This is a genomic window from Brevundimonas sp. (genome assembly GCF_046299595.1).
Classification (GTDB): domain Bacteria; phylum Pseudomonadota; class Alphaproteobacteria; order Caulobacterales; family Caulobacteraceae; genus Brevundimonas.
In genome coordinates this window covers 1257363-1272991 of the sequence record NZ_JBKBHQ010000001.1, presented here as the reverse complement: position 1 = coordinate 1272991, position 15629 = coordinate 1257363, and the positions used below count along the sequence as shown (strand labels likewise).

Here is a 15629-nt window from a genome sequence, read left to right as displayed (position 1 = left end):
ATTGTGCCTTTCGGGAGTTTGCAGGGGATCGGGAGAGCCGCTCATGAAACGTGTCATCACCGCCGCATTGGGCGTGCTCGCCCTGGCTCTGGCCGGGCCGGGAGCCGATGCGCGCCAGACCAGCGATGCGGCCACCAGTGTGATCTACATCCACGCCGGTCGCCTGCTGGCCGATCCGTCCACCGGCGAGGTGCGCAGCCGCCAGACCATCGTGGTCGAGAACGGGCTGATCCGCGAGATTCGCGACGGCTTCGTGGGCGAGGGCGAGGTGGTGGACCTGTCGGACCGCTTCGTGCTGCCGGGCCTGATCGACAGCCATGTCCACATCACCTCGGAGCAAAGCCCGACCAGTCGCTTCGACCGCATGACCAAGAGCGCGGCGGAAAGCGCGTTTGACGGCGCCCACTATGCCCGCATCACGCTCGAGGCCGGCTTCACGACCGTGGCGGACCTCGGCGGTCAGGGCGAGGCTGTGATCGCGCTGCGCAACGCGATTGCGCGCGGCGTCGTGCCCGGCCCGCGGATGCTGGTGTCGGCGGGCAGCGTCTCGCCCCACGGCGGTCACGGCGACGCCAATGGCGTGCGCGAGGAGCTGGTGCCGGTGCTGCGCCCGCCTTCGGTCTGCTCGGGCGCGGACGACTGCCGCCGGGCCGTGCGCGAGCGGGTGCGCGCGGGGGCCGACATCATCAAGATCACGGCCACGGGCGGGGTTCTGTCCGATACGGCGGCGGGCCTGAACCAGCAGTTCAGCCAGGCCGAGCTGGAGGCCATCGTCGAGGCCGGTCATGCCATGGGCCGCATTGTCACCGCTCACGCCCACGGCACGGACGGGGTCAACAGCTTCCTGCGCGCGGGCGGCGATTCCATTGAGCACGGCACCTATCTGGACGAGGAGTCCATCCGTCTGTTCCGCACCAGCGGGGCGTGGCTGGTGCCGACCCTGATGGCCGGTGACTTCGTGGCGCGCGAGGCGGCCCGTCCCGACACCTGGCTCACACCCAACCAGCGCGCCAAGGCGCTGGAGGCCGGGCCACTCATGCTGGAAATGGTGCGGCGCGCCCACAGGGGCGGGGTGCGGATTGCCTTTGGCACAGACTCCGGCGTCAGCCGCCACGGCGACAATGCCCAGGAGTTCGCCCTGCTGGTGCGCGCTGGCCTCACCCCGCTCCAGGCCATTCAGACCGCCACGGTCAATGCGGCCCAGCACCTGCGTCTCGATCGTCAGATCGGCCGCCTTCGCCCCGGCATGGCCGCCGACATCATCGCCGTCAGCGGTGATCCTCTGGCCGATGTCACCGAGCTTGAGCGCGTGCGCTTCGTCATGCGCGCTGGGCGCATCTATCGCCGCGACTGACCGAGCCGGTCCCGGAGGAAGACCAGGAACCGCGCCTCGTCCGCAAGGACGGCGCGCACCCGCCATGGCGTCACCTGAGCGCGCCGGGCGGGGCTAAGGCGCACCCAGTCCTTTTCGGTGGTCACCAGACGGGCCCCTTCGTCGCGGGCGCAGGCCACGAGGTGGGCAAAGCTCGCCTCGCTCACGGTGGCATGATCGGCCAGGGGCACGAAGTTGCGCAGGTCCGCGCCTGCCGCGCGCAGGTCCCGCTCCACGCGCCAGGGCTTGGCGATGCCCGCAAAGCCGACCAGCGGCCCTTCCGGCGGGGCTTCCTGCGCCCGCAGGCGCGCAATGAAGACGGGCAGGGGCGCGAACAGGGCCTCAAGCTCCGGGTCGGGCCGCTCCAGCCCCTGGGGCAGCAGGATCACGACGCCATCGGCGCGCGCCAGACCCGCCTTCAGCGGCTCGCGCATGGGACCGGCAGGGAACACGCGCCCGTCGCCAAAGGGCCATTCGCCATCGCGGGTCTCGCCATCGACCACCACGAGGGACAGCGCCTTGCGCAGTGTCGGGTTCTGGTGGCCGTCATCCATGACGATGATGCCTGCTCCGGCCGCGAGGGCGGATCGCGCGCCAGCGGCGCGGTCCCTTGCGATCCACTGGGGACCATCGTGGGCCAGCATCAGGGGCTCGTCGCCCACATCAAGGGCGCTGTGGAGGGCCGGATCGACGCGCAAGGGTCCGCGCTCGCGCCCGCCGTGCCCGCGCGAGAGGCCGTGGACCGACAGGCCGTCCTGGCGCAGCAGGCGCATGATCTCGCGTGCCACGGGCGTCTTGCCCGAGCCGCCCATGGTCAGATTGCCGACCGAGATCACCGGGCCGCCCACGTCCTCGGGCACGGCCTTGCGCAGCCTTCGTGCCGTCACGGCGGCCCACAGCCACGACAGCGGCGTGAGCAGGGCGCGCACCACGCGGCCGGGCGCGGGCCGTCTCGCATACCACCAGCGCGGGGTTTTCAGCATCATGCGCCCGGCCCCTGCATCAGGCGCTCGAGCCGGGGCCAGAGCTGATCGAGTCCGGCATCGAGGCTGAGCGTATGCCGCTGCGCCGCCTGCCCCATGCGCCGCGACGCATCGTTATCGGCCAGAAGCTGCGAGAGCACGGCGGTGATGTCTGCGGCGGTCTCGACCTTGAGTGCTCCGCCCGCACCGATCAGTTCCTCATAGACGCCGGCCCAGTTGGCGATGTCCGGCCCCGTGATGACCCCTCGGGAGAGGCGCGCGGGCTCCAGCGGATTGTGCCCGCCGATGCCGCTGAGGAACGAGCCCGCCACCACAACCATATCGGCAAGGCGGATGAAAAGCCCCGCTTCGCCCAGGGTGTCGGCCACATAGACATCGATATCCGGTGCGATGGCTTCCTGCTGGCTGCGCTGGGAGAGGGTGAAGCCCTCGGCCCTCAGGGCATCGCACAGATGATCGGCTCTGGCGGGGTGGCGCGGCATGACGATCATGAGCGGACGGGGCCGGATGGCGCGACAGGCCCGCAGCAGCGGCAGATCCTCGCCCTCGTGGGTGGACAAAAGCAGCACCACCGGTCGGTCACCGATGGCTTCGGACAGGCGGGAGAAGACAGCGGCGTCGTGGGACAGGGCCTCGCCCGCCAGCTTGAGATTGAGCAGGCCACTGGTGCGCGCACCAAGGCTCTCCAGCCGCGCGGCACTGGTCTCGTCCTGGGCCAGGATGAGGTCGAAGCACGACAGCAGCGCGCGCGCCGAGCGGGGAAAGCGGCGCCAGCCGGCCTCGGTATGCTCGGTGATGCGCGCCGAGATCAGGGCCGAGGGAATGTTGCGCACCCTGAGCGTCATCAGGGTGTTGGGCCACAGCTCGCTCTCGACGAACAGGGCCAGATCCGGCTGCCAGTGATCGAGAAACCGGCCCACCACGCCCGGCGCATCGAGGGGAGCGTACTGGTGCACCACGCGCCCGCCGAAATCGGCGTGGCCGAGGCGCGTGGCCAGAACTTCGGCTGAGGCCGGCGTGCCTGAGGTCATCAGCACCCGTGCCCCGCTCGCGGCGATGCGGCGCACCAGCGGCAGGGCCGAAACGCTCTCGCCCACGCTGACCCCGTGCACCCACACCAGCGGCCCGCTGGCGCGCGGGGCACTGGCTTGGCCGAGCCGCTCCGCGAGGCGCGCCGGGTCTTCCTTGCCGCGCTGCGCCCGTGCCCGCAGGATGTGCGGGGCCACGGGCTCCATCGCCTGGGTGGCCAGACGCCACAGGCCCAGCATCAGGGTCATGAGCCCACCAGAGCCTCGGCACGCTCGGTCACGCGATCAAGCGCGGCCTTCCACTGCGCGGCCACCTCGCCCGTGGCGGTGTCCTCGGGATAGTGGTGCAGCTCCCAGACGACGGCGCCTTTCGAGAACGGCAGGGGGATGAGCGCGCGGTCCCAGCTCGACAGGCGGATGGCCGGGCTGGAGGCGAGGCCCAGCAGCAGCACCGGGCGGCCCGACATCCTGGCCATCAGGGGCACGCCCTCGCCCATGCTGCGGTCCGGCCCGCGCGGCCCGTCCGGCGTGACCGCGAGCGCACCGATGCGAAGCTGGCGCAGGCCCTCGCGCAGCGCGCGCGAGCCGCCCTTGGCGCGCTCGGGCGCTTCCTTTTTGGCGGTGGAGCCGTGGATGGCCGGAAAGCCGAGGCGCGCCACGGCGCGGGCGATGAACTGCCCGTCGGGCGACAGCGAGATCAGGGCGCGCGCGGGCTGGGCGCGATCCAGCGGCCATGCGGCGGGCGACAGGGCGATGCGCGAATGCCAGAAGGCCACGATGACGCCGCCGCCCTCGCGCCAGACCTGCTCGGCCTGGTCGAGATTTTCATGGCGCCAGCGCATGGTGGCAAAGCACAGCTTCATCCACCCCGACAGCAGGCGCGCGGCCAGGGCCTGGACCACGGGATTGCGCAGCGGCCGCATCAGCCGGTCATCTCGGGCATCAGCGGCTCACCGCTGAGATTCTGGGAGCGGGCGAGGCGCGCATAGAGCCCGTCCTCGCGCGAGAGCGAGGCGTGGGTGCCCTGCTGGACCACGCGCCCGCCCGAGATGACATAGATGCGGTCTGCGCGCGCCACGGTGCTGAGGCGATGGGCGATGATCAGGGTGGAGCGCCCCTTCATCAGTTCCTCGAGCGCGCTTTGCACCAGTGTCTCGCTCTCTGTGTCCAGCGCGCTTGTGGCCTCGTCGAGCAGCAGGATGGGCGCATCCTTCAGGAAGGCCCGGGCGATGGCGATGCGCTGGCGCTGGCCGCCCGAGACCTGACCGCCCGCCTCGCCTACGCGGGTGGCGTACCCTTGCGGCAGGCTCATGATGAAGTCGTGGGCCGCCGCCGCGCGCGCCGCCGCCTCGATCTCGTCCTGCCCGGCCTCGGGGCGGCCATAGGCGATGTTGGCGGCGATGGTGTCGTCGAACAGGAACGGCTCCTGCGTCACCAGAGCGATGCGCGAGCGCAGCGACGCCAGTGACAGCTCGCGCACGTCGGCATCGCCCACCCTGACCGATCCGCCCGCCACGTCGTAGAAGCGCGGGATCAGGCTGAGGATGGTGCTCTTGCCCCCGCCCGAGGTGCCGACCAGGGCCACCGTCTCGCCCGGCTCGACCTTCATCGAGACGCCCTGCAAGGTGTGGGCATCCTGGCCATAGGCGAAGTCGACATCCCTCAGCTCGATCGACAGCGGGCCTTCGGGCACGGCGCGCGCCTGCCCGCTGTCGCGGATCTCGGGCTCCACGTCGAGGGCGTCGAACAGGCGCGACGAGGCGGTGAAGCCCTCGCTCATGATGGTCTGGAGCACCGACAGGTGGCGCACCGCCTGACCCGCCGCCATCAGAAGGCCGATGTAGGCGGCGAACTGGCCCACGTTCATGGCCCCCTGCTGGGCCTGCCACCCCGCCACAAGCATGACGGCGGCCACGACGGTCATGGAGATCATCTCCGAGACCGGGGCGGACAGGGCGCGCGCGTCGGCACCCTTGATCACGAACTTCTGGCGGCGGCGGATGACCTCGGTGATGCGCGCCTCCTCGGCGCTCTCGCGGTTCTCGATCTTGACCACGCGGATGCCGTCTAGGTTTTCCATCAGCGCCGTGGACAGCACCGAGGTCTCGTTCATGGCACCGCTGGCGGCCTTGCGGGTGCGCCGCGAGAACACGCGCAATATGGCGTTGACCGCCGGTATGGCCAGCAGCACCACCACCGTCAGCAGCGGGTCGATGCTCAGCATGAAGCCGATCAGCACGATCAGGGTCAGGCCGTGCTGCACATAGTCGACCGCCCCCTTGGTAAAGGCCTCGCGCACCAGATTGGCGTCGAACAGCACCGAGGCGACATAGCTGCCGGAGTGCTGGGCCTTGAGGCGGGCGAGGTCGGCGTGGACCATGCGCTGGAACAGGGCGACCTGTATCTCGCCTACCAGTCCGTGACCGATGCGGTTCACCAGCAGGGCCTGGCCCATGGACGCGAGGCCCCGCACCAGCCCCACGCACACGATGGCCAGCGGAATAAGCCACAGGTCGCGCGGATTGCGCTCGACGAACAGGCCGTTGACCGCAGGCTCGAGCAGGCGCAGCAGCACACCGGTCAGCACCGCCGTGACCCCCGCCAGAGCCATGGCGGTGAGCAGCGGCCCCAGCCGCCTTCTCAGATAGTCGCGCCAGATGCGCGCCATCAGGGCCCGCACGGGTGCCGAGCGCGCGGCTTTTTCGTCGGGGATGTCAGCGCCGGTAGGCCCGGTGCGGTCAGGGGGGGTATCGTGCGCGGGCGCGCTCACGTCGTCGTCTCGTCGGGCCATGATCCAGATGTTCTCCGGTCGGACCTTACGGGCGACAAGTCAAGCGGTGCGCACGAGGTGACTCTGTCACATTCACCCGCTAAGGGGCGCTGATGGCCAGACATGACCTTGCCCGGATCGACGGACGCCTCGGCGCCTACTGGCATTTCGCCATGTCGGACCACGGCATCTTGCGGACCGCCTTCACCAATGCGCACTGGATCGACGAAAAGATGGTGCGCACCAACCAGCCCTGGCCCTATCAGCTGAAGTATTGGCAGGAACGTGGCATCCGCACCGTGCTGAACCTGCGCGGGTGCTCGCCCCAGTCGTGGTACCTGCTTGAGCAGGAGGCGACCGAAGCGCTGGGCATGACGCTGGTGACTGCGCCGCTCGGCTCGCGCGAGGTGCCTTCGCGCGAGCGCATCTTGCTGGCGCGCGATCTGTTCGAGCGCATCGAATATCCGGCCCTGATGCACTGCAAATCCGGCGCGGACCGGGCCGGGCTGATGGCCGTGCTCTACCGCCACTTTCATCTTGGCCATCCCATATCGGAGGCGGTGGAGGAGCTGGGCTTTCGCACCCTGCACGTGCGCCAGGGCCTGACCGGCGTGCTGGACTATTTCTTTGAGCATTATCTCGCCGAGGTCGAGCCGCGCGGCATCAGCTTCATCGACTGGGTGATGAGCGACCGGTTCGACCCCGATGCGCTCAAGGCCACCTTCAAGGCCAACTGGTGGGGCAAGATGCTGACCGAAAAGGTGCTGCGGCGCGAATAGCGACAGCCTTGCCGTCTTCACCCCCAGGGGCCGCGCGGGCGGTTCGGGTCATCGGGAGTGCGCCCGACCTGCGCCTGGCGGCGCGCCTTGCGCTGGGCTTCCCACTCCCGATACCACTTCTCCCATGCGCGCTCGCGCATCAGCACCACGCTCCAGAACGCGATCAGGGTCAGCAGCATGATCAGGGCCATGAGCTGCTGGGGCTCTATCGTGGTGCCGAACAGGGTCATGATCGCAGAACCTTAGCAGGGGTGGCGAGAGGGCGTAAGGGCCATGAGAGGTTCGCGCGCGCGCCTGTGGCGGATGCAGCTGGGCACACGCGCACCCTCAGTCGGCGCGTCCGTCCCCGTCGGGGTCGATCAGGCGGTGCGCGTGGATGATGAAATAGCGCATGTGGGCATTGTCCACGGTCGCCTGGGCGCGGGCCTTCCACGCCTTGCGCGCCTCCTCGTAGTTGGGGAACGCGCCCACCAGATCGACCTTGGAGAGGTCGCGGAACTCGACGCCGCCCAGTTCCTTGAGCTCTCCGCCGATGACGAGATGCAGAAGCTGGCGATGATCGGTCATGGTGCTGGATGTCCTGATGGCTTGGGGGTGGAGGGCAGGGCGCGGTCTCTAGAGCCCGGCGATGGCCACCTTGTCAAACATGAGCGAGGGCGCATTGGTCGATCCGCGGAATTCCAGGTCCGAGCCCGCGATCATGCGGCCATAGAGCGACAGAAGCTGGCCCGCCACCGTCACCTCGCTGACCGGATGAACGATCTCTCCGTTCTCGAACCAGAAGCCGCTCACGCCTGCAGACCAGTCGCCGGTGTTGGGGTTGAGGGCCGGGCTGAACATCTCGGTGACCAGCAGGCCCGTGCCGGCATCCTTCATCATCTGCTCGCGGCTGCGTTCTCCCGGCTCCAGATGGATGTTGTGGCCCGAGACGCCGGGCGGACCGGCGAGCGCGCGCGAGGCATGGCCGGTGCTCTCAAGGCCGAGCTGGGCGGCGGAAGCGGTGTTCAGCAGCCAGCTCGCCAGGCGGCCCTGATCGATCAGGCGCAGGGGCCGGACGCTCACGCCCTCGTCGTCGAAAGGGGTCGAGCCGAGCGCGCGCGGACGCAGGGGATCATCGATCAGGGTGATGGCCTCGGGCAGGATCTGCTCGCCCATGCGGTCCTTGAGGAACGAGACGCCGCGCGCCACCGACGGTCCGGCCATGGCCTGGATCAGCGGCGAGAGCAGGGCCGCGCTCGATCGGCGGTCGATGATCACCGGCGCGGTGGTGGAGGCCACCTTGCGCGCCCCCAGTCTGCGTACGGCGCGCTCGCCAGCCACGCGCCCGATGGTCTCGGCCGAGGGCAGGTCGGCAAGGTGGCGCAGCGTGCGCCCCTCGCCGTCGCGCTCCATCTGGCCGTCGCGCTCGGCGATCACGCTGGCCGAGAGCGAAAAGGCGCTGCCCCGGTGCTGACCGGAAAAGCCGTGGCTGGTCACCAGCGTCCAGTGCCCTGTGGAATGGCTGGCCGAGCCGCCCTCCGAGCGCGTCACGCCGGACTGGGACAGGGCGATGGCCTCGACCTCGCGCGCGCGCTCCTCCAGCTGGGCGGGGCTGAGCTGGCTGGGGTCGAACAGGTCGAGATCGGCATGAGGCGCGCGCGCCAGCCGGTCCTGAGGTGCCAGCGAGGCATGGGGGTCTTCGGGCGCCAGGCGGGCCATGGCCACGGCGCGCTCGACAAGTCGCGTGCGGGTGGGCTCTGACAGGTCACTGGAAGACACGCTGGCCTGACGTCGCCCGATGAAGACCCTCAGGCCCAGATCGCGCGATTCCTCCCGCTCGACCTCCTCGAGCGCGCCCTTGCGCACCGAGACGGACAAGGTGGCGCGTGCGGTCGAGACGGCCTCGGCCGCATCGGCCCCGGCCTTCAGGGCCTTGGTGACGAGATCGTGCAGAAGATCGGGGCTTGCGGCGGAGGAGGCGTCATCGGACATGGCCGCTCATATGGCCGCAAGGCCGGTGAGGCGCAACCGCTGCTGCTAGACGAGGACCGGGCTGCTGAAGGCCAGTGCCAGCAGGCTGAGGCCAATGAGCAGCCAGGCTCCCAGCGTCAGCAGCATCCCGCCCAGCCGCGCCCGGCTGGCGCCGCTGGTGCGTGTCAGGCCGAAGGCGTGCAGCGCCCGTCCCGTCAGCATCAGGGCACCGCACAGATGGATCAGCAGGGCGCCTGCACCCACCATCACCAGAACAGCCATGCCGATCAGGGCGGGGGCGGCATATTCGACCGCATTGCCGAACACCCGGATCGCGCGCGCCAGCGCCGGATTGCCGCCGTCGCCAAGGCCGATCCGCTCGCGCCTGCGGATGCGGATCACCAGGGCCGCCAGCACCAGAAGAAGGAGGATATGCAGCCCGGCCCACAGGGCGAGGGCATGGACGGGAGACTCCAGAGGCATGGGATCAGCCTTTCATGCTGGCCCGGTCAGGGCACGCGCGAGACGGGATAGAGTCGGAAGCGATCATCGTAGAAGGGCGTGCGCTCATAAAACCATTGCAGGCGTGCATCGGGGTTGTTTCGGAACGCCTCGTCGTCGGCCAGCCGGGCTTCGAAGTCGGCCCGCAGCTGCGGGTCGGCCTCCAGCATGGCCTCGGCCAGCGGGGCGATGGCATAGCCCTCGATGTATTCGACCCGCTGCAGCACCTCGGCGAACATGCCCCAGGCAAAGAAGCTCTCGGAGGACTGTGGCTCAAGCAGCAGGACAACGATGTCGCCCAGCGGCTGGTCGGTGGGCACGCGGACCGATCCGGCGGGCAGGGCATGGGGCGCGGTGAAGGTCGTGACCTCCTCCACGCTCATGGGGATGCGGCCCTCGCTGACGCGCGAGGAAATCTGCACCGGGCCGAGACGGATGCGTTCGGCCTCGACGGTGGCAGGCGCGTCCAGCACCTGCATCTCGATTCCGTGGGCGCGCAGGCGCTCGATGATCTCGGGATGGGTCGCGGGCACCAGATAGGCGGAAGCGCGCTCGAAATGGCGCCCGGGTGACGAGCCATACAGCGGCATGGTCCAGGGCTCGGGGTCCGGCTCGCCCAGCCAGCGCACCTCCTGGCCGCCCGAGACGGCGCTGTCGTACATCTCGAAGCGGATGCCCAGAAAGCCCTGCATCTCGCCCGTGGGTGTCTCGTCCGGGCGCCAGTTTCCCGGCACGCGCTCGGGGCGAAGGGCGCGATCGGATGCAATCGCCGCGCGCACGCCGCCCGCGTCCTCGGCGAGGATGACGAGCGACTGCTCGATCAGCACATAGGTGCCCAGCACCCGCTGGCGAAACGGCTTGAGCGAATGGTTCTCAACCAGAACGGTGGGGATGTGCGCCGCATCGCCCCATCCGTTGGAGAAACGCTCGCCCAGCATGCCCACCGACAGCCCGCGCCGCGGCTCGCGGTCATCGACGGCAAAGACCAGCGGGCCGGGGATGTGCCCGGCTTGGGCGAGGGCGGCATCGGCGCGCGGACGCCACACCTGATCGAGCCAGCGCCCGATGGCGGGCGAGCGGGCAAAGCGGCCCTGTTCGCCCTCGAAGCCATAGGTGATGTCGTACTGGTAATCGACGCCGTCGGTGACGTGCACGTCGAGGTAAAGCGATGGCGGATAGCGCTGGATCAGCGAGAAGACCGCGCGCAGTTCGGGGCTGTCCAGCTTCATGAAGTCGCGGTTGAGATTGAGGTTGCGCGCCGTGTGCCGCCAGCCCTGCACCTCCGGCCCGCGCTGGTTGGGCCTCGAATGGGCCGAGGCGCGCGCATGGCCATCGACGCTCAGGATCGGCACCAGCACCAGATTGACCTGATCGATCAGCTCGCCGCGATCCCCGAACACGATGTCGCGCAGCAGCATCTGGCTGGCGTCGTTGCCGTCGATTTCGCCGGGGTGGATGCCTGACTGCACCAGCAGGACCGGCTTTTGCGGGTCGAGTGTGGCGCCGTCGCGGCTGACGATCACGGCGAAGATCTCGCGCCCTTCCGGCGAGATGCCGATCACCTCGATGCGCACCAGATCGGACGCCGCCGCTGCCCGCTCGAACCAGGCCCGCGTTTCCTCGTAAGACGGGCTGGCCATGCCGCGCGACAGCTCGAAGTGCGTCACCCAGGGGTGATCGTCGGCCACCATCAGCGCCTCGCTGGCCCCGGACCAGGCGGGCACCGGCGGCAGGAACTCGCGGTCCCACGGTGCGGCATTGGGCAAGGAGTCCTGAGACATGGCTGCGCTCGTCATCGAAAGGGTCAGGAGGATCGGCAATATCAGGCGCACGGCGGCCTCTGTAGCGGATGTGGCGTGATCGGACAGGCGATGGCGGTCAGCTCCCCGGCTTCCAGATCGGCGAGCCGTCGCCGGGCAGGCCGAGGCTGTCCCACAGGTCATCGACGCGGGCGATCACATCCTCGCTCATGCGGATTTCCTCGCCCCATTCGCGCTTCGTTTCGGGGGGCCACTTGTCGGTGGCATCCAGACCGATCTTGGAGCCCAGCCCGCTCTCGGGGCTGGCAAAGTCGAGATAGTCGATGGGGGTGTTCTCGATCAGGGTGATGTCGCGCGCCGGGTCCATCTTGGTCGAGACGGCCCACCAGACATCCTTCCAGTCGCGCGCATTGATGGTGTCGTCCACCACGATCACCCACTTGGTGTACATGAACTGGCGCAGGTAGCTCCAGACGCCCAGCATGACCCGCTTGGCGTGGCCCGGATAGGCCTTCTTCATCGACACCACGGCGATGCGATAGGAACACCCCTCGGGTGGGAGCCAGAAGTCGGTGATCTCGGGGAACTGGGCGCGCAGAAGCGGGATGAATACCTCGTTGAGCGCCTCGCCCAGCACGCTCGGCTCGTCGGGCGGGCGTCCGGTGAAGGTGGACAGATAGATCGGATCGCGCCTCATGGTGATGGCGCTGACCTCGAAGACCGGAAAGGGCTCGACCGAGTTGTAATAGCCGGTGTGATCGCCATACGGCCCCTCGTCGGCGTGCTCGTCCAGCAGGACGTGGCCCTCCAGCACGATCTCGGCCTGGGCAGGCACCATCAGGGGGACGGTCCTGCACGCGACCAGCTCGGCGCGCGCGCCGCGCAGCAGGCCGGCGAACTGATACTCCGACAGGGTATCGGGCACGGGCGTCACCGCCGCCAGGATCGTGCCGGGGTCCGCGCCGAGCACCACAGCGGCGGGCAAGGGCTCGCGGCGCCCGGAGCGCTTGTGGCGCGCATAGTGCTGGGCACCGCCGCGATGGGCCAGCCAGCGCATGATGGCCCTGTCGCGCCCCAGCACCTGCATGCGGTAGATGCCCAGATTGAAGTCGTCCTCGCGCGCATCGGACGGGCCGCGCGTCACCACCAGCCCCCAGGTGATCAGCGGCGCGGGCTCTCCGGGCCAGCAGGTCTGGACGGGCAGGCGGTTCAGGTCGATGTCATCGCCCTTCAGCACCACCTCCTGAACCGGAGCCTTCTTCACCACCTTGGGACGCATGCCCATCACGGTACGTGCCAGCGGCAGCAGGTCCACGGCCTCTTTGAGACCGCGCGGCGGCTCGGGGTTCTTGAGAAAGGCCAGCAGCTCGCCCACTTCGCGCAGTTCCTCGGCGGTGGTGCGCGTGCGCCCCTCCATCGTCACGCCCATGGCCACGCGGCGCACCGTGCCGAACAGATTGACCAGCACGGGCGTGTCGCTGATCTCGCCCGACGCCAGCACGGGTTTCTCGAACAGCACCGCCGGGCCGCCATTGCGCAGCAGGCGGGTATGGATCTCGGTCATCTCCAGCACGGTGGAGACGGGCTCGCGCACCCGCACCAGCTCGCCCGCAGCCTCGAGAGTGTCCAGAAAATCGCGCAGAGAGGAATAGGCCATGGCCAAGGCTTAGGCGCGCGCGCGCGCCGTGTCACGGTCCGACTGGAGCGTCGCGCCGCCGCAGGGCCGCACAGCCTCGCTCAGCTGTCCCAGTGCGGTGCCCACGAGGGATTGATGGTGCGACCATCGGGGCGCTTCAGGGCCGAGATGGCGTCCATGTCGGCCTCGTCGAGGCTGAGGTCCATGGCGCCCAGATTCTCAGGCAGGCGCTCGGGCGTGGCCGTCTTGGGAATGACCATGACCTCGGGCTGGGCAAGGAACCAGGCCAGGGCGACCTGAGACGCCGAAGCGCCCTTTTCCTGCGCAATCCGTCCGATCACCGGGTCACGCACCAGAGCCCCTTGGGCCAGGGGGGAATAGGCCGTCAGGGCAGCGCCTCGCGCCGCCGCCGCCGCGATCAGGGCGGACTGGTCCAGATAGGGGTGATACTCGACCTGATTGGTCAGGATTGGCTCGTCACAGCGCGCGCACGCCTCCTCGAACATGGCGCGGGTGAAGTTCGAGACGCCCACGGCGCGGGTCAGGCCCTCGCGCACCGCACGCTCCAGCCCGCGCACGCGATCCTTCAGCGGCGCATCCACAGGCCAGTGCAGCAGGAGCAGGTCCACGCGGTCCACGCCAAGGCGCTTCACGCTGGCCTCGGCGGCGCGCAGCACCGCGTCGGCATCGCGCGCATCGTTCCAGACCTTGGTGGTCAGCCAGACCTGATCGCGTGCCACGCCCGAGGCCCGCAGGCCCTCGCCCACCTCGACCTCGTTCTCATAGATGGCGGCGGTATCGATGTGACGCCATCCGCCCTTCAGCGCCGCTTCGACGATGTGGCGCGCCTCGTCATCGCGAAGCTTCCAGGTGCCGAGGCCCAGGGCCGGAATCTCGAAGCCGTGCAGCGTGCGCGTGATCATGAGGACTCCTGTGCAGATGATGCCTGCCATGTGGGGCGACGGCGCGCGCGTGCAAGCGGGGCCTTGGCTGATGGCGCCTCACCAGGCCAGGGCCAGCCCGTCCTTGCGCGATTCCGATGCCGCACCCAGAGTGAAACTGCCGTCTTCGTGGTCCATCCGCACCACGTTCTGATAGCCGCCAAAGCCGCCGTCGGGCGGGCCGAGCCGCCAGCCGATGGCCTCCAGCTCGCGCCGCGTCTGGGCGGGCACGCCGCTCTCGAGGTGAAGCGTGCCGGCATCAACGGCCATCTGGCCTGTGGGCTCGGACGAGCCATAGTGCTGCCAGCGCGGCGCATCGCCCGCTGCCTGGGCATCGAGGCCGTGATCGACCATGTTCATCACGATCTGGGCCTGGCCCTGAGGTTGCATCCCCCCGCCCATGACGCCGAACGCCATCCAGGGACGCCCTTCGCGCGTGGCAAAGCCCGGGATGATGGTGTGGAAGGGCCGCTTGCCGGGTGCGTAGATGTTGGGGTGCCCGTCGCGCAGGGCGAACAGCTCGCCCCGGTTCTGGAACATGAAGCCCAGCGTGCGCCCGTCCGGCCCGTCGGGAACCAGCCCCGAGCCCATGCCGCGATAGTTGGACTGGATCCAGCTGACCATCATGCCGTTGCCGTCCGCCACCGAGAAGTAGGTCGTGTCGCCCTGGTGCGGCGCCTCGCCGAACGAAGGCCGCTCCATCAGGCGGTCGGGGCGGATCAGGGCGGCACGCTCGCGCGCGTACTCCTTGGAGTTCAGCCACTGCGTCGGGGTGGCGACAAAGGCCTCGTCGGCGAAATAGCGCGCCCGGTCCTCGAAGGCGAGCCGCTTGGCCTCGGCCTGATGGTGCAGGGAGGCGGCACTGAGAAATCCCATGCCCGCCATGTCGAACTGTTCGCAGATGTTCAGGATCTGCAGGGTGGAGAGGCCCTGGGTGTTGGGCCCGAGCTGATAGACCTCCACGCCGCGATAGGGGCTCATCAGGGGCGTGACCCATTCGCTGCGGTGCGCAGCCAGATCGGCCCGCGTCATCCAGCCGCCGATGCGCGCGAAATAGCGCTCCATGTGCTCGGCCAGCTCGCCTTCGTAAAAGGCGTCACGCCCGCCCGCGGCAATGGCACGATAGGTGCGCGCCAGATCGGGATTGGCGAACACCTCGCCCTCGCGCGGCGTGCGCCCGCCGCCCGGCCCGTGGGTCATGAACACCCTGACGGCGTTGGCGATCTCCTCGATGTTGCGTTCGGGCCGCTGGTATCCGGCCATGGCGCGCTCCAGATACCAGGCGATCAGCTGGGGCACGGGCGCGCCGCGCTCGCACAGATTGGCGACCGGCTCCAGCACATCGGCCCAGGGCAGGCGGCCGTATCGCTGATGGGCCTGCCACCAGGCGTCGACCGCCCCCGGCACGCTGACGGTAATGGCGCCATAGGACGGAATGTGCCCGTCGACGGCGCGCGCGCGCACCGTTTCCAGCGACAGGGCGCGCGGGCTGCGGCCCGAGCCGTTCAGACCGGTGACGCGAGCGGTCTCGGGATCCCAGATCAGGGCATAGGCATCGCCGCCGATGCCGCAGCCGACCGGTTCCAGAAAGCCGAGCGCCGCATTGATGGCGATGGCCGCATCAATGGCCGAGCCGCCGCGCCTCAGGGTGTCGATCCCGATCAGGGTCGCCAGAGGATGGGCCGTCGCCGCCGCGCCGCCCGTGCCCCAGACCACCGAGCGGGTTGAAAAGGCCGGGCCGGTGATGCGATCTCCGGGCGGGATGCCGAGGTACCTGCCCGCCACCGACTGGGCCGCAGCCTCGCTGATCATGGCGGCGCTGGCCGGAAGGCTGGCGAGAAAGGTGCGGCGGCGCATGGGCGGGCTCCTCGTCGGTGATGTCGCCCGCGATTAAGACCGAGGCGGCGGC

14 protein-coding genes are annotated in these 15629 nt (G+C 69.4%); 2 read left to right on the top strand and 12 right to left on the bottom strand.

Going from position 1 to position 15629, the window contains the following annotated elements; genetic code table 11:
* Positions 1–43 precede the first annotated feature (43 nt).
* The gene (locus ACK4E3_RS06345; protein WP_409697951.1) at positions 44–1354 is read left to right on the top strand and encodes an amidohydrolase family protein; all 1311 of its coding nucleotides are present in this window, start codon (positions 44–46) and stop codon (positions 1352–1354) included.
* Here the strand turns inward: ACK4E3_RS06345 and lpxK are convergent.
* From lpxK to ACK4E3_RS06325, 4 genes are read right to left on the bottom strand one after another with little or no spacing between them, the layout of a single operon-like run.
* A complete protein-coding gene (gene lpxK, locus ACK4E3_RS06340; protein WP_409697948.1) occupies positions 1339–2358 on the bottom strand; it encodes a tetraacyldisaccharide 4'-kinase in 1020 nt (339 codons plus the stop codon). The two genes, ACK4E3_RS06345 and lpxK, sit on opposite strands and share 16 nt — an antisense overlap.
* Positions 2355–3632, bottom strand: a complete 1278-nt coding sequence (locus tag ACK4E3_RS06335) for a 3-deoxy-D-manno-octulosonic acid transferase (protein ID WP_409697945.1) — start codon at positions 3630–3632, stop codon at positions 2355–2357. The genes lpxK and ACK4E3_RS06335 overlap by 4 nt, the downstream gene beginning before the upstream one ends.
* Positions 3629–4306 (bottom strand): lysophospholipid acyltransferase family protein, encoded by a 678-nt coding sequence (locus ACK4E3_RS06330; RefSeq protein ID WP_409697942.1) that lies wholly within the window; start codon positions 4304–4306, stop codon positions 3629–3631. Before ACK4E3_RS06330 ends, ACK4E3_RS06335 begins: the two co-directional genes overlap by 4 nt.
* The gene (locus tag ACK4E3_RS06325; protein WP_409701134.1) at positions 4306–6051 is read right to left on the bottom strand and encodes an ABC transporter ATP-binding protein; all 1746 of its coding nucleotides are present in this window, start codon (positions 6049–6051) and stop codon (positions 4306–4308) included. Before ACK4E3_RS06325 ends, ACK4E3_RS06330 begins: the two co-directional genes overlap by 1 nt.
* A gap of 215 nt (positions 6052–6266) precedes the next feature.
* On the opposite strand from ACK4E3_RS06325, the gene ACK4E3_RS06320 reads away from it, so the two are divergent.
* The gene (locus ACK4E3_RS06320) at positions 6267–6932 is read left to right on the top strand and encodes a fused DSP-PTPase phosphatase/NAD kinase-like protein (protein ID WP_409697939.1); all 666 of its coding nucleotides are present in this window, start codon (positions 6267–6269) and stop codon (positions 6930–6932) included.
* Positions 6933–6949: 17 nt separating this feature from the next.
* Here ACK4E3_RS06320 and ACK4E3_RS06315 read toward each other — a convergent pair whose 3' ends face one another.
* From ACK4E3_RS06315 to ACK4E3_RS06280, 8 genes are all read right to left on the bottom strand, one after another.
* On the bottom strand, positions 6950–7162 hold the full coding sequence (locus tag ACK4E3_RS06315) for a hypothetical protein (RefSeq protein ID WP_409697932.1): 213 nt from the start codon (positions 7160–7162) through the stop codon (positions 6950–6952).
* Between the two features lie 97 nt (positions 7163–7259).
* Entirely contained in the window at positions 7260–7499 is a 240-nt protein-coding gene (locus tag ACK4E3_RS06310) for a DUF4170 domain-containing protein (protein ID WP_409697929.1), read from the bottom strand.
* Between the two features lie 48 nt (positions 7500–7547).
* Entirely contained in the window at positions 7548–8903 is a 1356-nt protein-coding gene (locus ACK4E3_RS06305) for a TldD/PmbA family protein (RefSeq protein WP_409697926.1), read from the bottom strand.
* Positions 8904–8948: 45 nt separating this feature from the next.
* Entirely contained in the window at positions 8949–9365 is a 417-nt protein-coding gene (locus ACK4E3_RS06300; protein ID WP_409697923.1) for an MAPEG family protein, read from the bottom strand.
* 26 nt (positions 9366–9391) lie between these two features.
* Entirely contained in the window at positions 9392–11164 is a 1773-nt protein-coding gene (locus tag ACK4E3_RS06295; protein WP_409697920.1) for a M14 family metallopeptidase, read from the bottom strand.
* Positions 11165–11261: 97 nt separating this feature from the next.
* A complete protein-coding gene (locus tag ACK4E3_RS06290) occupies positions 11262–12800 on the bottom strand; it encodes a UbiD family decarboxylase (protein ID WP_409697917.1) in 1539 nt (512 codons plus the stop codon).
* An 80-nt stretch (positions 12801–12880) separates the two neighbouring features.
* The gene (locus tag ACK4E3_RS06285) at positions 12881–13702 is read right to left on the bottom strand and encodes an aldo/keto reductase (RefSeq protein ID WP_409697914.1); all 822 of its coding nucleotides are present in this window, start codon (positions 13700–13702) and stop codon (positions 12881–12883) included.
* A gap of 78 nt (positions 13703–13780) precedes the next feature.
* Positions 13781–15577: a gamma-glutamyltransferase family protein gene (locus ACK4E3_RS06280; RefSeq protein ID WP_409697911.1), complete on the bottom strand. Its 1797-nt coding sequence runs from the start codon at positions 15575–15577 to the stop codon at positions 13781–13783.
* Between the last annotated feature and the right edge of the window lie 52 nt (positions 15578–15629).